This is a genomic window from Cupriavidus oxalaticus, assembly GCF_004768545.1.
Lineage (GTDB): Bacteria > Pseudomonadota > Gammaproteobacteria > Burkholderiales > Burkholderiaceae > Cupriavidus > Cupriavidus oxalaticus_A.
On record NZ_CP038634.1, the window covers coordinates 871,800 to 894,353 of the forward strand.

Annotated in this window: 22 protein-coding genes; 3 read left to right on the forward strand and 19 right to left on the reverse strand. The window is 65.9% G+C overall.

Features of this window, described 5'->3' with window-relative positions; all coding sequences use genetic code 11:
• Positions 1–8: 8 nt before the first annotated feature.
• The 17 genes from E0W60_RS03760 to E0W60_RS03840 all read right to left on the reverse strand — a co-directional run bounded on the left by E0W60_RS03760 (position 9) and on the right by E0W60_RS03840 (position 17,812).
• Positions 9–896 (reverse strand): acetaldehyde dehydrogenase (acetylating), encoded by an 888-nt coding sequence (locus E0W60_RS03760; protein ID WP_240745859.1) that lies wholly within the window; start codon positions 894–896, stop codon positions 9–11.
• Between the two features lie 59 nt (positions 897–955).
• Complete coding sequence (gene mhpD, locus E0W60_RS03765; protein WP_135703071.1) at positions 956–1,783, reverse strand: 2-keto-4-pentenoate hydratase; 828 nt, start codon at positions 1,781–1,783, stop codon at positions 956–958.
• Complete coding sequence (locus tag E0W60_RS03770; RefSeq protein WP_135703072.1) at positions 1,780–3,270, reverse strand: 2-hydroxymuconic semialdehyde dehydrogenase; 1,491 nt, start codon at positions 3,268–3,270, stop codon at positions 1,780–1,782. Before E0W60_RS03770 ends, mhpD begins: the two co-directional genes overlap by 4 nt.
• A gap of 143 nt (positions 3,271–3,413) precedes the next feature.
• A complete protein-coding gene (locus tag E0W60_RS03775) occupies positions 3,414–4,496 on the reverse strand; it encodes a porin (protein ID WP_431189867.1) in 1,083 nt (360 codons plus the stop codon).
• A 158-nt stretch (positions 4,497–4,654) separates the two neighbouring features.
• Complete coding sequence (locus E0W60_RS03780) at positions 4,655–5,617, reverse strand: LysR family transcriptional regulator (RefSeq protein WP_135703073.1); 963 nt, start codon at positions 5,615–5,617, stop codon at positions 4,655–4,657.
• A gap of 25 nt (positions 5,618–5,642) precedes the next feature.
• Positions 5,643–6,293, reverse strand: a complete 651-nt coding sequence (locus E0W60_RS03785; protein WP_135703074.1) for a flavin reductase family protein — start codon at positions 6,291–6,293, stop codon at positions 5,643–5,645.
• A gap of 25 nt (positions 6,294–6,318) precedes the next feature.
• On the reverse strand, positions 6,319–6,867 hold the full coding sequence (locus tag E0W60_RS03790; RefSeq protein WP_135703075.1) for a 3-hydroxyanthranilate 3,4-dioxygenase: 549 nt from the start codon (positions 6,865–6,867) through the stop codon (positions 6,319–6,321).
• A 13-nt stretch (positions 6,868–6,880) separates the two neighbouring features.
• Complete coding sequence (locus tag E0W60_RS03795) at positions 6,881–7,330, reverse strand: RidA family protein (protein ID WP_135703076.1); 450 nt, start codon at positions 7,328–7,330, stop codon at positions 6,881–6,883.
• 47 nt (positions 7,331–7,377) lie between these two features.
• Positions 7,378–8,979 carry an MFS transporter gene (locus E0W60_RS03800; RefSeq protein WP_135703077.1) on the reverse strand — a complete coding sequence of 534 codons (1,602 nt, stop codon included), beginning with the start codon at positions 8,977–8,979 and terminating at the stop codon, positions 7,378–7,380.
• Positions 8,980–9,188: 209 nt separating this feature from the next.
• Positions 9,189–10,343, reverse strand: a complete 1,155-nt coding sequence (locus tag E0W60_RS03805; RefSeq protein WP_135703078.1) for a patatin-like phospholipase family protein — start codon at positions 10,341–10,343, stop codon at positions 9,189–9,191.
• Positions 10,344–10,606: 263 nt separating this feature from the next.
• On the reverse strand, positions 10,607–11,026 hold the full coding sequence (locus E0W60_RS03810) for an organic hydroperoxide resistance protein (protein ID WP_133095759.1): 420 nt from the start codon (positions 11,024–11,026) through the stop codon (positions 10,607–10,609).
• 99 nt (positions 11,027–11,125) lie between these two features.
• The gene (locus E0W60_RS03815) at positions 11,126–12,640 is read right to left on the reverse strand and encodes a fumarate hydratase (RefSeq protein ID WP_135703079.1); all 1,515 of its coding nucleotides are present in this window, start codon (positions 12,638–12,640) and stop codon (positions 11,126–11,128) included.
• Between the two features lie 18 nt (positions 12,641–12,658).
• Positions 12,659–13,702 carry a gentisate 1,2-dioxygenase gene (gtdA, locus tag E0W60_RS03820; RefSeq protein ID WP_135703080.1) on the reverse strand — a complete coding sequence of 348 codons (1,044 nt, stop codon included), beginning with the start codon at positions 13,700–13,702 and terminating at the stop codon, positions 12,659–12,661.
• A 24-nt stretch (positions 13,703–13,726) separates the two neighbouring features.
• Entirely contained in the window at positions 13,727–14,365 is a 639-nt protein-coding gene (gene maiA / locus E0W60_RS03825; protein WP_135703081.1) for a maleylacetoacetate isomerase, read from the reverse strand.
• Positions 14,366–14,378: 13 nt separating this feature from the next.
• Positions 14,379–15,077 (reverse strand): fumarylacetoacetate hydrolase family protein, encoded by a 699-nt coding sequence (locus E0W60_RS03830; RefSeq protein ID WP_135703082.1) that lies wholly within the window; start codon positions 15,075–15,077, stop codon positions 14,379–14,381.
• A gap of 68 nt (positions 15,078–15,145) precedes the next feature.
• Positions 15,146–16,345 (reverse strand): 3-hydroxybenzoate 6-monooxygenase, encoded by a 1,200-nt coding sequence (locus tag E0W60_RS03835; protein WP_135703083.1) that lies wholly within the window; start codon positions 16,343–16,345, stop codon positions 15,146–15,148.
• 84 nt (positions 16,346–16,429) lie between these two features.
• Positions 16,430–17,812, reverse strand: a complete 1,383-nt coding sequence (locus E0W60_RS03840; protein ID WP_135703084.1) for an MFS transporter — start codon at positions 17,810–17,812, stop codon at positions 16,430–16,432.
• A gap of 154 nt (positions 17,813–17,966) precedes the next feature.
• Between E0W60_RS03840 and E0W60_RS03845 the strand changes: the two genes are divergently transcribed.
• Entirely contained in the window at positions 17,967–18,887 is a 921-nt protein-coding gene (locus tag E0W60_RS03845; protein ID WP_240745829.1) for a LysR family transcriptional regulator, read from the forward strand.
• A gap of 117 nt (positions 18,888–19,004) precedes the next feature.
• On the opposite strand, the gene E0W60_RS38030 is transcribed toward E0W60_RS03845, so the two are convergent.
• A complete protein-coding gene (locus tag E0W60_RS38030) occupies positions 19,005–19,139 on the reverse strand; it encodes a hypothetical protein (protein ID WP_255519627.1) in 135 nt (44 codons plus the stop codon).
• Positions 19,140–19,185: 46 nt separating this feature from the next.
• On the opposite strand from E0W60_RS38030, the gene E0W60_RS03855 reads away from it, so the two are divergent.
• Together E0W60_RS03855 and E0W60_RS03860 are read left to right on the forward strand one after the other, a co-directional pair.
• The gene (locus tag E0W60_RS03855; RefSeq protein ID WP_240745830.1) at positions 19,186–20,385 is read left to right on the forward strand and encodes an AraC family transcriptional regulator; all 1,200 of its coding nucleotides are present in this window, start codon (positions 19,186–19,188) and stop codon (positions 20,383–20,385) included.
• Positions 20,386–20,529: 144 nt separating this feature from the next.
• A complete protein-coding gene (locus E0W60_RS03860) occupies positions 20,530–20,991 on the forward strand; it encodes a DUF6130 family protein (RefSeq protein ID WP_135703085.1) in 462 nt (153 codons plus the stop codon).
• A 25-nt stretch (positions 20,992–21,016) separates the two neighbouring features.
• On the opposite strand, the gene E0W60_RS03865 is transcribed toward E0W60_RS03860, so the two are convergent.
• The gene (locus E0W60_RS03865; RefSeq protein ID WP_135703086.1) at positions 21,017–22,489 is read right to left on the reverse strand and encodes a benzaldehyde dehydrogenase; all 1,473 of its coding nucleotides are present in this window, start codon (positions 22,487–22,489) and stop codon (positions 21,017–21,019) included.
• Positions 22,490–22,554: the final 65 nt, after the last annotated feature.

Below are 22,554 nucleotides of genomic sequence, written 5' to 3' on the forward strand. Positions count from 1 at the left end.
CTTCTCCTTCAGGCAGCGACCCAGGCAGCGAGCCGCCTGGCGGCAATCTGGTCGGCGGTGCGCAAGGCGGCCGAGGTCATGATGTCGAGATTGCCGGCATATGCGGGCAGGTAATGCGCCGCGCCTTCGACTTCCAGCAACACGCTGACCTTGAGGCCGGTCGACGATGCGCCGTGCTTAGCGAACTGGCGCGGCAGCGCGACGCGGTCAAACTGCACCGCCTGCTTCAGGCGGTAGCCGGGCACGTAGGCGGCCACCTTCGCCACCTGGGCATGGATCGATGCCTCGATCCGCGCCGTGTCCGCATCGGCGTCGACCAGGCAGTAGACGGTATCGCGCATCAGCAGCGGCGGCTCGGCCGGATTCAGGATGATGATGGCCTTGCCGACCGTCGCCCCGCCGATGACCTCGATGGCGCGCGACGTGGTTTCCGTGAACTCGTCGATATTCGCGCGCGTGCCCGGGCCGGCCGACCGGCTCGCGATCGATGCCACGATCTCGGCATAGTGGACCGGGGTGACGTCCGAGACCGCGCGGACGATGGGAATCGTCGCCTGGCCGCCGCACGTCACCATATTGACGTTCTCCGAATCGAGGTTCGCGTCGAGATTGACCGACGGCACGACGAACGGGCCGAGCGCGGCCGGGGTCAGGTCGATCACCGTGACGCCGTGCCGAGCCAGGACCAAGGCGTGCCGCGCATGCGCGCCGGCCGAGGTCGCATCGAAAGCGATGCGGATGTCGCGAAACCCGGGCATGGCGACCAGGCCGTCGAGACCGTCGGCCGTGGTGGCCACGCCCATCCGCGCGGCGCGCGCCAGGCCGTCCGATTCCGGATCGATGCCGACCATGACAGCCATGCTGAGATGTTCGGCATGGCGCAGGACCTTGATCATCAGGTCCGTGCCGATGTTGCCCGAGCCGATGATGGCGACGGGGACTCTGGTTTTGTCATTCACGATTGGATTTCCGGTTGCTTCGAGAAAGCGGCGCGCACCTCGCCCAGGCCTTCGATGCGCGCGCTGAATACATCGCCCGGCACCACCGCTGCCATCGGGCCCAATGCGCCGGTCAGCACCACATCGCCGGCACGCAGCGGCTCGCCCATCCGGGCCATGGTGTCGGCGAGCCAGATCGCCGCGTTCAGCGGATTGCCCAGGCACGCGGCACCGGCTCCCACGCTGACCTGCTCGCCATTGCGCTCCATCAGCATTCCGCACCTGACCAGGTCGAGCGCTTCCAGCCTGACTGGCTGCGAGCCCAGGACGAAGCATCCGCTGGACGCGTTGTCGGCGACGGTGTCGAGCAGGCGGATGTCCCAGTTCGCGATCCGGCTGCCGACCACCTCGATGGCCGGCAGCGCAAATGCCGTGGCACGAATGATGTCCGCCACCGTATGCCGCGCATGCGGCAGGTCGCGCTCCAGCACCAGCGCAATCTCGGCTTCGACCTTGGGCTGGTGGGTCCGCGAGAACGGGATTTCCTCGCCATCGCCGAACGCCATGCCGTCCAGCAGCGTGCCGAAATCCGGCGCATTCACGCCGAGCTGCGCCTGCACGCTGCGCGACGTCAGGCCGATCTTCCGCCCGACGCGGCGCGCGCCCGCCAGCACCCGGTGCGCAACGTTGATCTGCTGGATGCGGTAGGCGTTCTCCAGCGGGTTACCGTCGATCGCCGCGATCGCCTCGCGCACCGGCGGCACGGGCGCGAACGGCAGCCCGTCATGGGCCTTCCTGAGGGCATCGGCAATGGCCTGCCGGGCTGTGTCATGTGCCGCGCTCATGCCACCCTCACACAGATATTGGTCAGTTCGGAATAGAAGTCCATCGAATGGCGCCCGCCTTCACGGCCGAAGCCGGACAGCTTGGTGCCGCCGAACGGCGTGCGCAGGTCGCGCGCATACCAGGCGTTGACCCAGACGATGCCGGTCTCGATGCGCTGCGCGACGCGGTGGCCGCGCGCCAGGTGCGTGGTCCAGACGCTTGCCGCCAGGCCATAGTTGCTATGGTTGACGCGCGCCACCACTTCGTCCTCGGCGTCGAACGGCGCGATATGGCATACCGGGCCGAACACTTCCTCGTTGACGCAGCGCGCGCTGTCCGGCAGCCCCGTCCAGATCGTCGGCTGCACGAAGGCGCCGTTGTCGCAGGCATCGCCGAAGCGCGGCACGTCGCCGCCGGTGACAACGGTGGCGCCCTCCTCCACGGCGAGCCGCAGATAGCCCAGCACCTTGTCGCGGTGCGCGGCGGAGATCATCGGGCCGGTCGTCACCCCGGACACATACGGCGATCCGATCCGCAGGGCCTCGGTCCGCGTCTTGAGTTCCGCGACGAAGCGCTCGAAGATCGGGCGCTCGACATAGACGCGCTCCGTGCACATGCACACCTGCCCGGCGTTGGTGAAGCTGGAGCGCAGCACGCCTTCCACGGCGGCATCGAAGTCGGCATCGGCAAAGACAATGGCCGCGTTCTTTCCGCCCAGCTCGAAGGAGATGTTCTTCACGCCATCGGCCACCGCCTTCATGATCGTGCTGCCGGTGCGCGACTCGCCAGTGAAGGTGATGGCATCGATGTCCGGGTGCCGGGTCAGCCATTCGCCGGCAGCGCTTGGCCCGTGGCCGTGAACCAGGTTGAAGACGCCGTTGGGCAGGCCGCTGTCGCGGATCACTTCGGCCAGCAGCGTCGCACTGGTGGGGGCTTCTTCCGAGGGCTTGGCCACCACGGAATTGCCCATCGCCAGTGCCGGCGCCACCTTCCACGTCAGCAGCAGCAGCGGCAGGTTCCATGGGGAAATCACCCCGACCACGCCCAGCGGCTTGCGCGTGACGTAGTTGAGCAGCTGCGTGCCATCGGCACCGGCAGACTCGAAGCACTCGCTGTGCGCGGTGCTCACCAGGTCCGCAAAGGTGCGGAAATTCGCGATGCCGCGCGCGATATCCAGCTCCCGGGCCTGCGCGATCGGGCGTCCCGTATCGGCCACTTCCGCGGCCACGAACTCGTCGAAGCGTTGCTGGATACCGTCCGCGATGCGGTGCAAGGCTGCCGCGCGCTGCGCCGTGGTGAACTGGCGCCAGGGCCCGCGCTGGGCCCGGCGCGCGGCCTGCACGGCGGCATCGACCGCGTCGGCGTCGGCCTCCGCCACGCGCGACAGCTCACGCCCGTCGATCGGGCTCAGCTTGGCGAACGAGCCCGCAGACGCCACGAACTCTCCATCAATGAAATGCCGCAGCTGTCGGGGCAATCCCTCTGCGACCTCGGCGTAGTACTCCATGGGTTCTCCTGCACATTGTTGGTGAAAGCAAGTGTAGGAGTGCCCGTTTGCCTTGGATAATCAATCCTTGGCGGGTTGATATAAGGGCGTGGAATAGTGAGACGCCGACACAGCGCGGATGGCGGCCGCAACGGGGACGCGCATCAGAAGATGTGCTTGATGCCCAGCATCGCGCCAAGCTGGTTGCCGCCCGCGGTCGGCGGTGCGGCCGGCGTACCGCCCGAACTGACCGACAGTGCAAGGTGCCCGCCGTTGTCGATGAAGCCGGCGGTGCCGTAGACCGTGGTGCGTCTGGACAACGCGTAATTCGCCCTTGCTGCATATAGCCAGGCCTTGTTGGCACTGTGGTGATAGCGCAGGAAAAGGACCTCTGCGTCGACGCTGAAGGCCGGCGTCACCGTATACGAGGCGCCGCCGTACCAGAGATCGCTGCGCGGCGTGGCAGGGTTGGCGTCGTTGTCCCGCCGGATCCAGCCGCCGCCGAGCTTTGCCTTGCCGATATTGGCGTACCCGCTCAGTGAAAGCCGGTCGTCCTTCATGCCGCTGCTGCCCAGCCCGGCGCCGGCCCTCGCCGCGCCACGCAGCGAATCGTAGGCAACGGCCATGCCCCATGCGCTGGTGTTGTAGCCGATCAACGCCGACCACTCCCGGCACGCACGGCGGTCGGCAGGGTTCTCTCCTGCGCAGGGGGCGCCGGCCGGCGCGGCATCCCGGCCCAGGCTGTAGGTGGCGCCGAGCGTCACGCCACCAAACGTTCCCTTGTAGGAAATCGCATTGTCGGCGCGCGGATTGGCGAGGTAGCTGTCCAGCGAGGATGAGCCAAACGTGTTCGGCCCGAGCATGTCGGCATCGAGCGTCGCCCAGAACAGCATGGTGTACTGTCGCCCGAGCGCCAACTGGCCCCAGCGCCCGTTCAGGCCGACCCACGCCTGCCGCCCGAACAGGCGCCCGGCCTGGTTGGACACGCCGGAATCCGGCGCGAAGCCGGATTCCAGGACGAATGCAGACTTGAAGCCGCCGCCCAGGTCTTCGGTGCCTCTCAGGCCCCAGCGCGATGGCACGGTTCCCGAGAGATTGTTCATTCTGACGAGCGCGCTGTTCTTGGCACCGGTGTGGTTGAGAACCTCCACGCCGGTGTCGACGACACCGTACAACGTCACGGATTGAGCAAGGGCGATGGTTGGCAAACTCATCGCGCCAGCCCAGATGGCTCGGCCTGGCTTCACGTCTCCTCCTTCTTTGTATTGCGGCAGTTGGTTCTGGTAATTCACGGAAAGCGGACAAAGCGGTCCACTCGAGCCTGCGTGGCGCAGGCTCGGTCAGTCGGGGTTATCGCGTTGTCTTGAGGGGTCTGGGCAGCGCTGCTGAGGCCGGATCCGCGCAGTCAGGACGCCTTGTCGGTGCCGGAGACCTCTTTCAGGCATTCGATAAAGACCTCGCACGCCGGCGTGAGCGCCTTGTTGGCCCGCACCGAGTAGCCCACCGTGCCGAACGCGCCGAGTTCAGGAATCGACAGCGTCCGCAGGAGCCCGGCCTGCACGAACTGCCTGGCCGCGACCCGCGGCATCACCGCGATGCGGTTCGTCGTCAGCAGCAGCCCGAGGTTGGTCAGGACGGACATGGATTCCACCAGGTCGCGCGGCAGCTCGATGCCGGCGTTGCGGAACATCCGTTCAACGGCGTAGCGCAACGGAGAGTCCGGCGTGGGCAGGATCCATGGATGCTGGTCCAGCTCGTGCAACGATGTCACGGACTGGCCAACGGCGTCATTGGCGCTGCCGACCACCACGTCCAGCAAATCCTCGAACAGCACCTGGTGCGTCAGCGGAAAGGCATCCGAGATCGGCAGCTCCAGTTCAGGCAACCTGCCGACGACGATGTCGACCTCGCCGGTGGCCAGTGCCGGGAACAGCTGTGCGGTCGGCCCTTCGCGCACCGTGACGATGATGTTCGGCGCCCGCTCCTTCAGCCTGGCGATCGTGGAAGGCAGCAGGTGCGCCGATGCGGCGATCATCGTACCGACCACCACCCGGCCCGCGCTGCCGAAACGGAACTGGTCGAGCTCCTCGGTCATGTAGCGGAACTCGGCCAGCAGCGACTTCACCCGCCGCGCCAGCACCAGCCCCAGTTCGGTCGGCACCACGCCGCGATTGGAGCGGGCAAAGAGGGTGCCGTCGACACAGCCCTCCAGCTCCTGGATGATCTTGGTGACCGCCGGCTGGGTGAGTCCCATGTCGTTGGCGGCATGGAGGATGGAACCGGTCTCGATGACGCGGTCGAACACCAGCAGCTGGCTCAGCTTCAGATTCCGGCTCAGCCGGATCTGCGTTAGCGGATGAATGTGCATGGCAGGATCACCCCCGGGGCGGCACTCACTCTCTGGCAACGCCCACCGTCGGCAGGTAGGTCGGCACCGCAATCCGGCGACGGTCGGACGAGCGGCAGTAGTTTGGCCCGCCCAGGCGCCCCACCGGGTAGAACCGGTCGACCCTGATACGGAGCTTCTCGTCGTCGAACAGGTCGTCGCGGATATACATCGACACGATCTCGCCGAAGACGATGGCGCGCTGCGTCGAAAACTCGAAGACCTTGAACAGCCGGCATTCCCACGCCACCGGCGCCTCGCGGATCCGCGGCACCGCGACCGCCTCCGAAGTCGCGAGCGACAAACCCACCGCCTCGGCCTCGCAGACATGCGCCGGATAGTCGCTGCCGCACATCACCGCGCGCTCGACGATGGGCTCGTCGACCATGTTGACGACGAATTCGCGCCGATCGAGGATGTTCCTGAGCGTGTCCTTGACCTCGCCGGGCCGGTGGCTCTCGTCGCCGTAGTGATCGACCGCGATCGCAAACAAAGGCGGGTCCTCGCCCATGTAGTTGAAGGCACTGTATGGCGCCGCGTTGCAGACGCCGTCGCTGCCGAGGCTGGTGACCAGCGCAATGGGGCGCGGCCCCACGCTGCCGGTAATCAGCCAGTACTTTTGCCTGGCCGACAGGCCCGACATGGCAATAGTTGTCATTGGTGGTCCCGTTTGCAAACCCTTATCAACGCACCGGCGAACGCACCGGCGCTGCGCCGCGGCCCGGATGGATGGCGCCGCAATGGCTGCAGCGCCGCTTGTCTTCGGAAGCATAGAAAGCCGCGAACAGCGGCGGCAGGTCATCGACGATGCTCCTGAGCTGGACCTCCGCCCGGCAGACCAGGCCGTCGCAGCTGTCGCAATACCATTCAAAGCCGTCGACGGCCCCGGCCGGACGCTGGCGCTCGATGACCAGGCACACGCTGTCCTCCTCGGGCCGCTGCGGCGAATGGCGAACGTGCGGCGGCAGCAGGAAGACGTCTCCTTCCCGCAGGTCGACCCGCTCGCGCCTGCCTTCCACCATCAGGTTCAGGTACGCGTTTCCCCTGAGCTGGTAGAAAAATTCCTCGAACGGGTCGTCGTGATAGTCGGTACGCAGATTCGGGCCGCCGACCGCGGTCACGATCAGGTCCGCGTCCTGCCATACCTGCTGGTTGCCCACGGGAGGCTTGAGGAGATGCCGGTGCGCGTCGATCCAATGGTTAAAGTTGAATGGCGCTCCATACTTCAGCATAGTGTTCTCCATGTCATGGCTCGTGGGTCTGCGCTGCCTCGGCGCGGGGCGCGTAGGCAACGGCCTTGATCTCGATGGTCAGCAACGGATGCGGCAGCTGGTGGACGGCGACGGTCGTCCGCGCCGGCCCGGCTTCGTCGAAATACTCCGCATACACCTCGTTATAGCCGCCAAAGTCATTCATATTCACCAGAAATGTGGTGATCTCGACCAGATTGGCCAGGTCTGCGCCCTCCGCCCGCAGGATGTCGCGGATGTTCTCGATCACGGCTCGGGTCTGCGCCCGGATATCGACGCGGGACGTACCCATTTCGTCCACGGCCGCCCCGACGAAGCTGTTGTCGGGACGCCTTGAACTGGTGCCGGAAACGAACAGGAAATCGCCGGCGCGCACCACGTGGGGAAACCGCCCCCGGGGCGTGGCCTTGCCTTGCACCAGCCGCGCCTGAGCAGACTGCTTCATATCAATGCTCCATTTACTTTCAGGTTGAGCGGGACACTGCCTGTGTGTCACTGGTTCACGTCGACGTCCTTGGTCTCCTTCAGCAGGAACATGCCGAGGACGACCGAGATGCCGCCTACCGCAATCGCGTACCACAACCCGCCCAGCACGCTGCCTGACTTGACCGCCAGCACCGTGGACATGAACGGCGCCAGGCCGCCGAAGTAACCCGCACCGATGTTGTAGGGGATCGAGATCGAGGTGTAGCGCACCGCCGCCGGGAACAGCTCCACGTAGTACGCGGACATCGGCCCATAGGCCATCGCGCCCCAGATCATCAGCAGGAACAGCAGCAGGTACATCATGGGCCGGTTGATTGCCGCTTCATCGGCCGCCGGGGGATAGCCCGCGGCAACGAGCGCGTCCCGATAGGCCTTCTCATCGAAGCCGGCCACCGGCTTGTCGCCGATATACGTCACCAGCGGCTCGCCGGCCAGGCCAGGCTCCACGCGGTAGGACAGGCCCGCCTGCGTCAGGAAGTCGCGCGCCTTGTCGCACGCGGTCTGAGTGCTGGAGAAAATGCTGTCCGAGCAGTCCGAAGACGCCACGCGGATGGTGACGGACTGCTGGAACTGCGCGAGGGCGGGATTCACCGCCTTGCCGAGTTGCGAGAAGATCGGCAAGAAGGTCAGCACTGCCATGCCGCAGCCGATCAGCACGATCCATTTCCGGCCGACCTTGTCCGACAGCCAGCCGAAGAACACGTAGAGCGGCAGCGAGAAGACCAGCGCGACGACGAGATAGCTGTACGCCTGGCTGGACGGCACCTTCAGCGTCGACGTCAGGAAATACAGGACATAGAAGTTGCACGTGTACCAGACCACGCCGACCGCGGCCTGCGCGCCGAACAGGACCGCCAGCATCCGCCGCACGTTCTGGCCGACCATGAGGCTGTCGCGCAGCGGTGCGCTCGATGTGCGGTTTTCTGCCTTCATGCGCTGGAACACCGGCGACTCGGAAAGGGTCGTGCGGATGTAGGTCGATACGGCAAGCAGCAGCACCGACGCCAGGAACGGCACGCGCCAACCCCAGACTGCGAAGTCCTCCGCGGAAATCCACAGCTGGCAGAGCTGCGTCACGGCCAGCGAAAGCAGGAAGCCGAATGTCGCCGTGGTCTGGAGCCAGCCGGTGGCATAGCCCCGCCGGCCGGATGGCGTATGTTCGGCGATGTAGGCCGCGGCTCCGCCATACTCTCCACCCAGCGCGAGCCCCTGCAGCAGGCGCAGCACGATCAGGATGGCCGGCGAAGCCCATCCCAGGGTTTCATAGGACGGCAGCAAGCCGATGCCCGCCGTCGAAATGCCCATCAGCACGACCGTGGCAAGAAAGGTTGCCTTGCGCCCGGCCTTGTCGCCGAACCGTCCGAATACGACGGCACCTAGCGGCCGGATAATGAAGCCGATGCCGAATGTCGCCAGCGATGCGAGATAGCTGGCGGTTGAATTTCCGGCGGGAAAAAAGTGCGACGAAAAGAATATCGCCAGGCTTCCATAAAGGAAGAAGTCATACCACTCGAGTACGGTGCCGACGCACGCGCCTACGACCACCTTCGCCTCTTCGCGCTTCGACGCGCCGTGCGCTCGCACATTCGCTGCTAGTTCGCTGCTCATCCAGTCTCTCCTCCGTCCATCGGCTTACGGGCTACGAAGCGCCGTTGCTGCCGTCGAAGAGGAGTCTAAGAGCCGCGCCGGTCAGGCCATAATCAATCCTCAGGTCATTGCTATTCCATGCCGGAATAGCAGCGCCGCAAGCCAGACCACAGCGTGGAAAGCGGCGCGCGCAAGCTTTCGCGGCGCCTGCTCGCCAGGTGATTCGCATCTCACCCGGGGAGGCTCGCCTGAACCCGGTGCACGGCGATTCCCTCGATCGGGTCGAGCGGTTCGCGCCAGGGGGCACGGCCAATCGCATCCCGCGTGTCCTGGTACCCGGCCGCCCAGCGGCGTTCGATGCCGTGCGTGGAGAAGTCGATATCGCGGTTCATATCGTTGCCGTCGAGTTGCGGTGCATCCAGCTCGACCACATGCATGGTGGTTCCGCAACCCCAGTCGAGCAGTTCCTGCACGGCGGGCTGCGCGCGCTCGCTTTCCGGAATGTGCTTGCCCAGTTCGCGGATCACGTGCCGCAGGCGGTGTATCTGCCGCTGCCGCTCAAGGTGGCATTCCGCGCGGCTGGAGTACTGGATGTCGCGCAGCCGGCTCATTACCTGCCAGATCGAGGTCGGGTCCGGGCCGCTGGCCGGCCACAACTGCACGGCGAAGATCAGCGAACTGCGGCGGGGACGGTCATCCAGGACAGCTTCCAGCGGCGTGTTCGAATAGATGCCGCCGTCCCAGTATGCCTCGCCGTCCACCTGCACCGAGGGAAACCCCGGCGGAAACGCTGCCGAGGCCATCACGTGCGCGACCTTCAGTGGCGCGTCGCGGTTGGTGAAATAGCGCATGCGGCCATTGCGCACGCCGACCGTGCCAACGGTCAGCCGCGTGTTCCCAGCGTTCAGGTAATCGAAGTCGATCAGGTTGCCCAGCGTCGCGCGCAGCGGCTCGGTGGAGTAGAAGGCCGACTGGGCAAGGCCGACCGTGGCGCGCAGCCCCAGCCACCAGGCGGCGGGACTTGGCGTGAAAAACGACGGAATGCCATGGGTGGTAATCGACAGCACCCGCGCCCAGTTTTCCCATTCGCGGAAGTGGCCGCTTGCCTCGCCGGCGCCGCGGTAGGCAATGCCATCCCAGAACCGCTTGAGCCGGGAAAGCCGCTCGGCTGGCGGGTTGCCGGCGATAATGGCCCCATTGATCGCCCCGATCGACGTTCCGATCACCCACCGCGGCTCGAGGCCGGCCTCATGCATGGCCTGGTAAACGCCGACCTGGTAGGCGCCAAGCGCGCCGCCACCTTGCAGGACCAGCACGACCTGCCCGGGCAGTTCCGCGAGCGCTTCCGCTGGCGCGGAGACGGATACTTTTGCTGTCTCGCCCATTGCATTCCTTCCTGTCGTGGCACAGGGGCACGACTGTTCGGAAGTATCGTCCTACGTCCGGGGCCAGGCAACCGCGGCGCACTGGCGGCCACGCTGCCCGAACTGCTGCAGGCCCGGGGCGTGAGCTGGCGCATCTACCAGGCCCCGAAGAAGAACTGGGGCGGACTGTTGCACGGCGGACTGGCATTCAAGAGCTTCCGCGAATCGGCGCGGCTCTCGCCGACGCATCGGCGCGAGCCGATGCGTGCGAGGCCCTGCCGTCCTCAGACGATATTGATCTCGACATCAATATTGCCGCGCGTCGCCTTGGAGTACGGGCAAAGCTGGTGTGCGGCCGCGGCCAGGGACTGCGCGACCTCCCGGTCAATCCCGGGCAAGCTCACATTGAGCCGTGCCGCCAGGAAGTAGCCATCACCGGCCTGGCCAAGATCCACTTCAGCGTCAACGGCCGCGTCGGCCGGAACCGTGACTTTCGCCACCTGTGCCGCCTTGGCGATTGCACCAAGGAAGCAGGCCGACCAGCCGGCGCCCAGGAGCTGTTCCGGATTGGTACCGGCGCCGTTGCTGCCGGGTCCTGACAGATCGACGGCCAGACGGCCGTCGGTGCTGCGGGAGTTGCCGTTGCGGCCGCCGACGGTATGGGTCTTGCCGGTGTAAATGACTTTATCGAACTGGTTGATCATTTCGGGGTATTTCAGTTAAGGATGTTGATCGCCACGCGGGGTTGAGCGTCGTCCGGGGTGGCGGCTACCGGCGACGCGATAATCAGGGCAAGTGGATCTTCATGCCGCCGCGATGCGCCAGGTGCGCGGTCCGCTTTCGTGGACACTGTTGCCGCCGGCGTCCACGGCAACGACAACGGGCAGGTTCTCCACATCGAACTCGTAGATGGCTTCCATGCCGAGATCGCCAAACGCCAGGATGCGGGAGGACCGGACCGCCTTGGAGATCAGATAGGCGGCCCCACCGGTTGCCGCCAGATAGACGCAGCCGTTCTTCACGATGGCGCTGATCGCATCCGGCCCGCGCTCGGCCTTGCCGATCATGCCGAGCAAGCCGGTGGATGGCAGCATGCGCCCGGCAAATTTGTCCATCCGCGTTGACGTGGTCGGGCCGCAAGGGCCTACTACTTCGTCACGCACGGGATCAACGGGCCCGACGTAGTAGATCATCCGATTGCGGAAGTCCACCGGCAAGGGCTCGCCACGCGCGAGCATCTCGTCGATCCGCTTGTGCGCGGCATCGCGCCCGGTCAGCATGCGCCCCGACAGCAGCAGCGTCTCGCCGGCGCGCCAGGTGCGGGTTTCCTCCCGGGTCAGGGTGTTCAGATCGACCCGGCGGCTCGCCGTGCCGTCAGGCAAAGGCAGATCCGGCCAGAGGTCGGGCCAGCGATCCGGCGAGAGCGGCGTCAGCATGACCGGGCCGCTGCCATCGAGTTCGAAGCGCGCATGGCGCGTTGCCGCGCAGTTCGGCACGATGGCGACAGGCATGCTTGCCGCATGCGTGGGGTAGGTCGCAATCCTGACATCGAGCACGGTGGTCAACCCGCCGAGCCCCTGCGCCCCGATGCCGAGCGCATTGATGCGGTCATGGATCTCGATTCGCAGCGCCTCCAGTGCGTTGCGCGGGCCCCGGACCTTGAGATCGAGCATGTCGAGCGGCTCGGTCAGGCTCTGCTTGGCCAGCAGCATGGCCTTCTCGGCCGTGCCGCCGACGCCGATGCCGAGCATGCCGGGAGGACACCAGCCGGCCCCCATCGACGGCACCATGCTGACGATCCAGTCTGCGACCGAATCGCTGGGCATCAGCACCGCGAACTTGCTCTTGTTCTCGCTGCCTCCGCCCTTTGCCATCACGTCGACCACGACGGTGTTGCCTGGCACCAGCTCGACGTGGACGACCGCCGGGGTGTTGTCGCCGGTATTGCGCCGCGCGAACAACGGGTCTTCGACGATGCTGGCACGCAGCGTATTGTCGGGATCGAGATACGCACGACGCACACCAACATTGGCCGCATCGACGATGCCCGACGGGAAGCCGGCGAGCCGGACGTCCATGCCGACGCGCAGGAAGATATTGACGATGCCCGTATCCTGGCAGATCGGACGCCGGCCTTCCGCGCACATCCGCGAGTTGATCAGGATCTGCGCAATCGCCTGCTTGGCCGGCTCGCTGGCCTCGCGTTCATAGGCTGCGGCAAGGTGCCGGATATAGTCGGGAGGGTGATGGTGACTGATGAACTGCAGCGCCGCGGCAATGCTGTCGACAAAGTCTCCATAGGAAACGATGGTGGTCATGATGCCGGCCACCCCGCCTCAGCAACGCTGCTCGCGGAACAGGCCGAGCTTTTCCTGCGCGACGCGGTCCGAATACGAAAACAGCACCAGGTCCTGGCTGGCATGCAGCGTGTAGCGGCTCCAGCCCGGCACCACCACCACGTCGTGCGGCGCAATCTCCAGCTGCTGATCGCCGATCGTGACATGGCCACTGCCTTCCACGCAGACGAAGACGATGCTGTCGGTCGAGCGGTACGGCAACGTCGCGAAGCCGGACGGCAGCAACCGGATCATGGTGGCGATGGTCGGCATGGCCCAGCCGCCGTCCACCGGATTGGTGTAGCGCATGAGGTAGCCCGCGTGCGGATCGGGAGCACCGGCGCGTGGCAACGCGAACAACGCCTCGCGCGTACGTGCGTAGGGATAGTTGAAGACCGGGGAGTTCATCGTGGACGCCTGGTAGCCCACCGGCATCAGACCTGTGCCATAGCGCGCGAGTGCGTCGCCTGCAGGGCGCGTGACCGGCGCTTCGCCGGATTTGAATTCCTCGCGGAAGCCGCCGTTGAAGAGCGACACGATAGGAATATCGAGTCCGTCCAGCCAGACCATCGGCGCGTTGCCCTCGTGGCCGTGATGGTGCCATGTCCACGCCGGCGTGATGACGAAATCGCCGGGTTCCATATAGGTTTTCTCGCCGTCCACGGCGGTGTAGGCGCCCGAACCTTCGACGATGAAGCGCAATGCCGATTGGGTATGGCGATGCGCGGGCGCGACTTCGCCCGGCAGGATGAGCTGCAGGCCGGCGTACATCGTTCTGGTGATGCACGAAGTGCCGGGCAGGCCCGGATTCTCCATCAGCAGCACGCGCCGTTCAGCTTCCTCGGCCGAGATCAGGCTCGCCGATTCCATCAGGTACGGGCGGGCCGTTGCATATGCCCAGCGGTGCGCCACGCCCGCCGGTGTGGGTTCCGATGGAATCAGCTTGCGCAGCCGGGTCCAGAGGGCCGCCATCGCATGCGGTTCCAGCTCGCGGTAGAACGCGTCGCGCCGGCTCAACACATCAGGCGTGGGATTGGTTGTCATGATCGGATGCCTCCTGCATCGGTATCAGTGGGCGGCTATGTAATCGGGCTGGGCACTCGGCGCCGCCACGCGGAAGGCCTCGTGACGCATGCAGTGCTCGTAGGCAAGGCGCACGCGCGGGAACGGGTCGAGGCTGAACCCCGCACGCTGCGCATTGGCAACTTGCGGTACCAGGCAGCAGTCGGCCAGGGTCGGGGCGTCGCCGACGCACCAGCCGCCGTCCGCGGGCAGCCACGGTTCCAGTGCGCTGAAGCCCGCGGTGAGCCAGTGGGCGACCCATTCGGACTTGTCGGCGTCGGCAATGCCAAGGCGGGCGCTAAGGTACTTCTGCACACGCATGTTGTTCAGCGGGTGCAGGTCGCAGGCGATGGTCAGCGCCAGCTCCAGCACGCGTGTGCGAGCCTGGCCGTCGGCGGGAACCAGCAGCGGCACGGGGCACTTGCGATCGAGATAGTCGATGATCGCCAGGGATTGCGTGATGGTCTGCCTGCCATCCTGGATCGTCGGCACCAGCCGGTTCGGATTGAGCGCCTGGTACCCGGGCCGGTCCTGCTCGCCGGCGCGCAGATTCACGCCGATATGGTCCCAGGGAAGGCCCTTCAGTGCCATGGCGATGCGCACCCGGTACGCCGCCGAACTGTTGAAGAAGTTGTACAGATCCATGCTCGTACCGCCTTCAGGCTACGCGCACTTCGACGTCGGTGAGCCCGGCGATGCCGCCACGCATGACCTCGCCGCTGCGCACCGGCCCGATGCCTTCCGGCGTGCCGGTGAAGATGAGGTCGCCGGGCTGCAGTGTGAAGAACGTCGACAGGTTTGCGACGATCTCGGGCACCGACCAGATCAGCTTGTCCAGGTCACTGCGCTGGCGGTCCTGTCCGTCGACCTGCAGCCAGATCTCAGCGGCTGCCGGATGGCCGACTTCGCTGGCAGGATGCAGCAGTGAAACCGGCGCGGACTGGTCGAAGCTCTTGCCGAGTTCCCACGGGCGGCCCCGGTCGCGCGCCGCGATCTGCAGGTCGCGCCGCGTCATGTCGATGCCGACCCCGTAGCCCCAGATATGCGCATTGGCCTGCTCGACCGGTATATCCCGTCCCGCGCGGCCGATCGCCACCACCAGTTCGATCTCGAAGTGGAACTGCCCGGTCGCCGGCGGATAGGCGATCTGCGCGCCGGCGCCCGCGGGGGCTACCACGATCGCATCGGCAGGCTTGCAGAAGAAGAACGGCGGCTCGCGGCTCGGGTCCATGCCCATCTCGCGTACGTGCGCGGCGTAGTTGCGGCCAACGCAGTAGATGCGGCGCACGGGAAACAGTCCGTCGCCACCGGACACGGGAATCGTGACGGCGGGAATGGGCGGAACGACAAAGGTCATGCGGAACTCCAGGTTTGGGATCTGCAAGGTCAGATCCCTGGTCGATCAGGGGATGAGGGAAGTGGCCGTCATACGGTCAGGCAGGTCTCGGCCTTCCAGCCGTAGAGCCATTCCAGAGAGTCATAGAAGCGCTCCGGCGAACGGCTCTTCCACAGGGAATTGCGCACCAGGCGCTCCACGCCCGACGCGTGGCACAGCCGGCCGAACTCGCGGGTCGACAGGACGACGCGCGCGGTACGGGTGATGCGTGCGTCCTGGTACACGGAAAAGGCGCGCGGCAGGTCGCCGTCGCACGCGCGTACCGCGGCCCCGAGCGTGACGGCGTCCTCGACGGCCATGCATGCGCCCTGCGCCAGGTATTGCAGCAGCGGATGCGCAGCGTCGCCGAGCAGCGTGATGCGGCCGTGCGTCCATTGACCGATGGGTTCGCGGTCTGCGGTGGCCCAGCGGCGCCAGGTCGGCGGCAGGGAGAGCAGGCTCAGCGGACGGGCATCGATGCCCTGGAAGTACGAAAGCACCTCCTCCTGGCTGCCCTCGCTGACGCCCCAGGTCTCCTGCTGGCGGCTGTGGAACGTCACCACGAGGTTGTACTGCTCGCCGGCGCGGACCGGGTAATGCACGACGTGGCAGTTCGGCCCGACCCAGAGCACCGGTGCGTTCCATTGCATGTCGCGCGGAAAATGCCCGGCATCGATCACCGCGCGGTACACCACGTGCCCCGATACGCGCGGCGGGTCGCCGACCAGTTGCTGGCGGATGGCGGACTTCACGCCGTCGGCGCCGACCAGGGCACAGCCGTGGTAGCTGTTGCCCTGTTCGTCGAATGCGGTAACGCCGTCCGCCGACTGCCGGACCTCGATGATGCGCGTTGCGGTGACGAACTCGATCCGGTCGGTCTCGCGCACACCCTCGAGCAGCGAATTGTGGACGTCGGCACGGTGCGTGACCGCGTACGGATTGCCAAAGCGCTTGCGGAAGGCTTCGCCGACCGGGATGTCGGCAACGGTCTTCCCGTCGATCGCATCGATCATCATCATGTGATCGGTGTAGACCGCATGGCTGCGCGTGCGCTCGCCCACGCCAAGCGCGTCAAAGGCGGCGAAGGCATTGGGGCCGAACTGCACGCCCGCGCCGATTTCGCCGATGACGCTGGCCTGCTCCAGCACCTTGACATGGCAGCCCTCGCGCGCCAGCGCGAGCGCCGCCGCAAGCCCGCCGATGCCGCCACCGACGACGAGCACGGGGGATGACTGAGTAGTAATACGCATGACACTCCTTATTTCTGCGGGCGGCATCGGCCACGAAAAGCCGTGACAGGCGCCCCATGCAACGGCGATGAATGAATCAGGTGGCTAGTGGCCGTCCAGTGCGGCGGGCAGCGCGGCGTTCTGCACCGACGCGTCCCCCTGTGCCCTCGGCGCGGCGCGCACCACCCGCAGCACGAGAATCGCGGCAGCGGCAATGGCGGCAGGAACGGCGCTGCACACGAAGATGGCCTTGATGCCGAATCCGCTCGCGAGCAAGGCGCCGACGACAAGCGGCCCGCTAACCTGGCCCATGCGGCCCAGCGCCATGGCCCAGCCCACGCCGGTGGCGCGCATCCCGCTCGGGTAGCTCAGCACGGCCAGGCCCAGCAGCCCTGAACTGCCGGCGCCCAGGAAGATGCCGGACAGCGTGGCCGCGAGCCCCAGCGCGGGCAGCGACCCGGTGGCGTAACCGAGCACGGACACGCTGAGCGCACCGAGCAGGAACAGCGGCGGCAGCGTCAGGTACGGACCGAAGCGGTCCACCAGGCGGCCACCCGCGGCGGTACCAGCCACGCTACCGAGATTGATCAGGGCGACCACGAGCGCGGCATCGTGCTCGCCGACGCCCTCGCCGCGCAGCAGCGCAGGCGTCCACAGCACCAGCACTATCAACAGCACAAAGCACATGAAGAATCCGGTCCAGAGCAGCAGCGTGGCAACGATCCGCCCTCCCGACAGGAGTTCCCGGAATGGCAGGCCGCGCACGCGTTCCTCGGCATCGACATAGGTGACCTGGCGATCGGACGCTGACGGCTGGCCCGCGATGCGCGCGACGATGGCGCGTACCGCCTCCTGGCCGTCCTTGCGGCGCAGCAGGAACGGGAGCGATTCAGGCAGGCCCACGATGACCAGCAGCGCCAGCCCCAGCGGCAGCGCGCCGCCGAGATAGAACAGCGCGGGCCAGCCGTAGTGCGGCACGATGTACGAGCTGGCGAGCGCGCCCACGGCACCACCGAGCGGAAAGCCGGCATAGAGCACGCCGGTCATCATGCCGCGCATGGGCCGCGGCGTGTATTCGGCAGACAGCGCCAGCAGGTTCGGAATCGCGCCGCCAAGGCCGAGGCCGGCGAGGAACCGCACCAGCAGCAGTTCCGGCAGCGTGGACGCATGCGGCGTCAGCAGCGAAAACCCCGAGAAGACCACGATCGCCGCCGCCAGCAGCCAGCGGCGGCCAAAGCGGTCCGCCAGCGGGCCCAGCAGGAAGGCGCCAAGCATGGCGCCCAGCAGGCCCGCGGAGAAGACCTGCCCGAACAGTGCGATGGCAATGTCGAGCGAGGAAGACATGGCCTTCGCCGCAAAGCCGATCGCCTGGGTATCGAAACCATCCATCAGCACGATAAGGAAGCAGACGATGAAGATGCGAAGCCGATAGGCACCTAGAGGCCGTGCGTCGATGACCGACGCAATGCTGGTTGGGGGCGTGTACATGGGTCTCCTTGTTTGCGCGGTCTGTTGTTTGATTGAGGCCTGACCCGGTCAGGCCCGATCCGGCCGGCCGTTGCGCCGCGCTGCGGGCAAACCGGATGACGGAAGTCTCGTTCCTCGCCTATCATTCGGCAATCAAATGAACGGAATGACGGTCATGAACGAAATGGATAATTTCGATATGAACCTGCTGCGCGTGTTCGATGCGCTGTGGCGGCATGGTCACCTGGGCCGCGCGGCCGAGGAGATCGGCGTGAGCCAGCCGGCCATGTCGCACGCGTTGCAGCGGATGCGCGACCAGCTCGGCGATCCGCTGTTCCTGAAGGTCCGCACCGGCATGCAGCCGTCGCCGCGCGCCGTAGTGCTGGCACCCGTGGTGCAGGGCGTGTTATCCGAGGTGCGGGAGCATCTGCTGACGGCGCCGCGCTTCGATCCCGCGCAGGCGCGGCGGACCTTCACGCTGGCGCTGTCCGACGTCGGCGAAGCGGCATTCCTGCCGCGCCTGCTGGCCCGGCTCATGAAAGAGGCGCCGCATGTGGACGTGCGCACGGTATCGGCGCGGCACACGGACATCATGGATCAGCTCGAACGCGGCAGGATCGACCTGGCCATCGGCTACTATCCGGACCTCGGCGGCTCGGATGTATTCCAGCAGCGCCTGTTCCGGCACGGGTTCGTGTGCCTGGCGCGCAAGAATCACCCGGTGGCACGCGGACGCATGACCGCGGAACAGTTCCGTGAACTGCCGCATGCGGTGATCCAGAGCGAAAGCCGCAGCCAGGAGCTGGTCGAGTCGTATCTGCGCCAGCATGGCATCGCGCGGCGCGAGATGCTGCGTTCCCCGCATTTCCTCAGCATTCCGCTCGTGGTCGCATCGACCGACCTGGTCGTCACGGTGCCGCTGCCGGTGGGCGAGCTGTTCGCGCGCATCGCCGATGTACAGGTCCTCGAGCCACCGTTCCCGATTCCCGCCTTTGATCTCAGGCAGCATTGGCACCGCTGTCAGCATGACGACCCGGGCAATCGCTGGCTGCGCTCGGTCACCCAGGAACTGTTCGGCGAATCTCCTGGCGAGTAGCGCGCCCGTGCATCGCATCCATTAAAGGCAACGAGGGCGATCATCGGATCGCCCTCGTTCATGATTGCCTGCGCGTTCGTCGCGAAATGCCGATCGACAGACAGTCCTCCAGGAGAATCAGGAACGCGCCGCATGGCAACGTGCCAGCGCCGTGCGCAGCAGGACGACAACCAGCGACCAGCACAGCAACGCCTCGTGGTTGTGGACGGCTTCGCTGGTGCGCGTCGTGGCGGCGGATGTGATGGGTTGCATATTTACTCCTCAACGGATAGGTGGTGTGGTGGAGGAGCACGCGCCGGTGGCGCAGGCCACCGCAATGATCTGTTTCTGCTGCACCGAAAGCGCGCCGTCTGCAAAAGCCGCGTGGTCCAATGCACGGAAGCTCTTCATCGCTTCAGGAGCGTTTTCGTCCAGCTTCCTCAAACGAGGCACGATCCTTCATATCGAGCATGGAAAACTCCATCAAGGTTGGGATTGGAGTACGTATGATAGGAAGGGCAAGGTTCCGCCTGGTCTTAGTTTGGTTTCAATTCGTCCAATGATGGCATCCGCCCCTTCCGCACATCGTGTGCTCGAACATTTCCTTGCCACACTGGACATCGGTGTCACGCACATCACACGGTGCGACATCCGCGACGGGTGGAGCGTGCGCTTCGAAGCGTGTGAAACAGCCAGCCTCCACTACTGCCTGGACGGCCGCGGCACGCTCGACGCAGGCAATGGCCACCGCGTCGCGTTGCAGCCGCACAGTTTCGTCCTGATGCCTCCCGGCGTCTCCTACCGGCTCGAATGCGTGTCCGAGTCGCCGGCTATGTCAGTGGATCGGGCAAGGCTTGGCTCATGGTCCGCGCGCGAAACGGCGCCGACGCTGAAGGTGGGCGAAGCGGCAGCGGGGATCGAGTTGGCGTGCGGGGAGTTGCGCTTTGCGACGGACACCGCCGATCCCTTCAGGATGCTGCGGCATCCGATCGTGACGCGCTTCGATGGCCCAGCGGGGCTGAGAGACCAGTTCGTCATGCTGCTGGCGGAATCCGCGCAGCCCGGACTGGGATCGAGGGTGCTGATCGAGGCATTGCTCAAGCAATGCCTGGTCATGCTGCTACGGCGTCAGATGGAAAGCGATAACGCGCAGCTGTCGTGGACGGCGGCCGTTGCCGATCCCCGGCTGCTGCTCGCGCTGGAAAAGCTCTTTGAACAACCCGAAGCACCACTGTCGGTGCAGCGATTGGCCGATCTGGCGGGAATGAGCCGTTCAGCGTTCGCTTCGCACTTCGAACGGGCGTTCGGCCAGACGCCGATGGCCATGCTGCGAACGGTGCGGCTGCACAAGGCCGCGGAATTGCTGGCGACCACGACGCTGCAGATTTCCCAGGTGGCGCACGCCGTGGGTTTCTCCAGTCGCAGCAATTTCTCGCAGGCGTTCCACAAACAGCATGGTGTGGACCCAAGCGGATTCCGGCAGCGAACGGCGCCTCGTCGGCGCGTGGGTGGCGACTGATTCCGGTTGCGGATTCAACCGATCGCGGCGTGCTGTGCAAGTACTGTCGCCGGCTGTGCCAGCGACTACTCTGTACTTACGCACGGACCGGCATCGGCTCGTGCGTCGACGAAACTCCTCCTCCAAAAAGGAAGGACAACAATCATGCGTTCCCCCCTGAGACATGCGTCCGTCGCCGCGTCCGCCCTGGCACTCTGCGTGACGGCTTTTGCACAAGGCGCACCGGATCCCATCCGCCCCCCGGCAATCCTTCCACTCGAATCCGAGCAGGCGCCCAGGCTGGTCCCGTATCCGCCGCTGGCCGAACCGTTGGCCCGCGGTGTCGTCATCGTGCAGTTCCGGACCGAACACTTCCGTGTCATGCCGGTGTTCGGCAAGACCGCCACACAGGTATCGCCGCGCATCGGGCATCTTCATGTGACGGTCGACGACTCGCACATTACCTGGGCCCACACCAACGAGGATCCCGTCATCGTAGTGGGGCTGCCCCCGGGGGCCCACAAGCTTCGGCTCGAACTGGCCGATCCCAGCCACAAGATCTTGGCCACGGAGACCATTGCCTTCACCTTGCCTGACCCGAAGGCGCCGGCGGCGCTCAAGCATTGATCTCTGATTGTTGCTTCTGGAAGCCCTAGATCGGGTACTGCGGCGCTTCGCCCTGAATGGTCATCCATTGCCACTGGGTAAATTCCTCCCAGTTGGCCGCTCCGCCGATGCTGGTACCGTTGCCAGACGCGCCCACGCCGCCGACCGGGTTGATGGCCTCGTCGTTGACGGTCTGGTCATTGATATGCAGCATGCCGGTGCGCAGGCGCTCCCCCATGCGCAATGCCCTGCCGACATTACTGGAGACGATGCCCATCGACAGCCCGTACTCGGTACGGTTGGCCAGCGCAATCGCATCTTCATCCGTGTCGAACGGCACCACCACGGCCACCGGCCCGAATATCTCTTCGCTGAAGGCAGGACTATCCGGTGTGACGTCGCTGAGCACGGTCGGCTCGAAGAACAGGTCGCGATACCCGCCGCCGGTTGCGATGCGGGCACCGGAACGCTGTGCGTCGCTGACGATCCTGGCAACGTTATCGCGCTGGCTTTCATTGATCAGCGGCCCTAGCGCGACGTCGCCTTCAGCGGGATCCCCGACGGTCAGGCTCGCGGCCTTGGCCGCCAGCTTCCCGACGAACCGGTCGTGGATGGCACGCTGCACCAGCACGCGCCCGGTGGCCATGCAGACCTGGCCCTGGTGCAGGAAGGTGCCCCATGCGGTGTTTGCAACCGCGAGATCGAGATCGGCATCATCGAGGACGATCAGCGAATTCTTGCCGCCCAGCTCCAGCGAGACTTTCTTCAGGTGCCGGCCCGCGGCCTCCCCGACCTTGCGGCCCGCGGCCGTGGAACCGGTGAACTGAATCATCGCCACATTCGGATCGGCCGTCAGCGCCGCACCGGCGGCACCATCGCCCGGCAGCACGTGCAGCGCGCCAGCCGGCAGGCCGGCGAGTTCAAACAGCCGCGCGACCACGAAGCCACCGGACACCGCCGTGCGCGGATCGGGCTTGAGCACCACCGCGTTGCCCAGCGCCAGCGCCGGCGCAACGGCCCGCATCGCCAGGTAGAGCGGGAAATTGAACGGCGAGATGACGCCAACTACGCCAAGCGGCCGCCGGCGTGCCAGCGACAGCCGCCCGGGCACGGAAGGCAATACCTCTCCGGCTGAGCGCGATGGCAGCCCTGCGGCTTCCTGCAGAACCTTGATGGTGATCGTGGTCTCGAACGCCGCCTTCGCTCGCGTGGAGCCGCCTTCGCGCACGATCCAGCCGACGATCTCGTCGAAATGTGTCTCGGCGACTCGCACAGCCCTGCGCAGCACACCTGCGCGTTCTTCATAGTGCAGGCTGGCCCAGCCCGGCTGCGCCTTCGCCGCGGCCTCGGCCGAACTGGCAATCGTCGAGATATCGGCCATGCCGATACGGCCCAGTTCCCGGCCCGTAGCGGGCTCGATCACGCCGGTCGCGAAGCTGCCAGCCTGCCAGCGCCCGGTAAAGAGCTGGCCGGTCCAGATGTTCTTGTCGAGCAGGCCGGGGGAATGCGTGAGGTTCATCAAAGCTCCAGTTCCTGTGGTGTGGGGATCAAGAGCAAGTATAGACGTAAACAACGACTAAAACA

Excerpts from the sequence above, each read along its gene's own strand:
- E0W60_RS03790 (WP_135703075.1), bottom strand. The coding sequence starts at position 6,867 with ATGCTGAAGTATGGAGCGCCATTCAACTTTAACCATTGGATCGACGCG.
- E0W60_RS38030 (WP_255519627.1), bottom strand. The coding sequence starts at position 19,139 with ATGCAACCCATCACATCCGCCGCCACGACGCGCACCAGCGAAGCCGTC.
- E0W60_RS03760 (WP_240745859.1), bottom strand. The coding sequence starts at position 896 with ATGATCAAGGTCCTGCGCCATGCCGAACATCTCAGCATGGCTGTCATG.
- E0W60_RS03805 (WP_135703078.1), bottom strand. The coding sequence starts at position 10,343 with ATGGGCGAGACAGCAAAAGTATCCGTCTCCGCGCCAGCGGAAGCGCTC.
- E0W60_RS03795 (WP_135703076.1), bottom strand. The coding sequence starts at position 7,330 with ATGAAGCAGTCTGCTCAGGCGCGGCTGGTGCAAGGCAAGGCCACGCCC.
- E0W60_RS03780 (WP_135703073.1), bottom strand. The coding sequence starts at position 5,617 with ATGCACATTCATCCGCTAACGCAGATCCGGCTGAGCCGGAATCTGAAG.
- maiA (WP_135703081.1), bottom strand. The coding sequence starts at position 14,365 with ATGGATCTGTACAACTTCTTCAACAGTTCGGCGGCGTACCGGGTGCGC.
- E0W60_RS03770 (WP_135703072.1), bottom strand. The coding sequence starts at position 3,270 with ATGGAGTACTACGCCGAGGTCGCAGAGGGATTGCCCCGACAGCTGCGG.
- E0W60_RS03840 (WP_135703084.1), bottom strand. The coding sequence starts at position 17,812 with ATGTACACGCCCCCAACCAGCATTGCGTCGGTCATCGACGCACGGCCT.
- E0W60_RS03860 (WP_135703085.1), top strand. The coding sequence starts at position 20,530 with ATGCGTTCCCCCCTGAGACATGCGTCCGTCGCCGCGTCCGCCCTGGCA.
- E0W60_RS03845 (WP_240745829.1), top strand. The coding sequence starts at position 17,967 with ATGAACGAAATGGATAATTTCGATATGAACCTGCTGCGCGTGTTCGAT.
- mhpD (WP_135703071.1), bottom strand. The coding sequence starts at position 1,783 with ATGAGCGCGGCACATGACACAGCCCGGCAGGCCATTGCCGATGCCCTC.
- E0W60_RS03810 (WP_133095759.1), bottom strand. The coding sequence starts at position 11,026 with ATGATCAACCAGTTCGATAAAGTCATTTACACCGGCAAGACCCATACC.
- gtdA (WP_135703080.1), bottom strand. The coding sequence starts at position 13,702 with ATGACAACCAATCCCACGCCTGATGTGTTGAGCCGGCGCGACGCGTTC.
- E0W60_RS03865 (WP_135703086.1), bottom strand. The coding sequence starts at position 22,489 with ATGAACCTCACGCATTCCCCCGGCCTGCTCGACAAGAACATCTGGACC.
- E0W60_RS03800 (WP_135703077.1), bottom strand. The coding sequence starts at position 8,979 with ATGAGCAGCGAACTAGCAGCGAATGTGCGAGCGCACGGCGCGTCGAAG.
- E0W60_RS03815 (WP_135703079.1), bottom strand. The coding sequence starts at position 12,640 with ATGACCACCATCGTTTCCTATGGAGACTTTGTCGACAGCATTGCCGCG.
- E0W60_RS03835 (WP_135703083.1), bottom strand. The coding sequence starts at position 16,345 with ATGCGTATTACTACTCAGTCATCCCCCGTGCTCGTCGTCGGTGGCGGC.
- E0W60_RS03785 (WP_135703074.1), bottom strand. The coding sequence starts at position 6,293 with ATGACAACTATTGCCATGTCGGGCCTGTCGGCCAGGCAAAAGTACTGG.
- E0W60_RS03830 (WP_135703082.1), bottom strand. The coding sequence starts at position 15,077 with ATGACCTTTGTCGTTCCGCCCATTCCCGCCGTCACGATTCCCGTGTCC.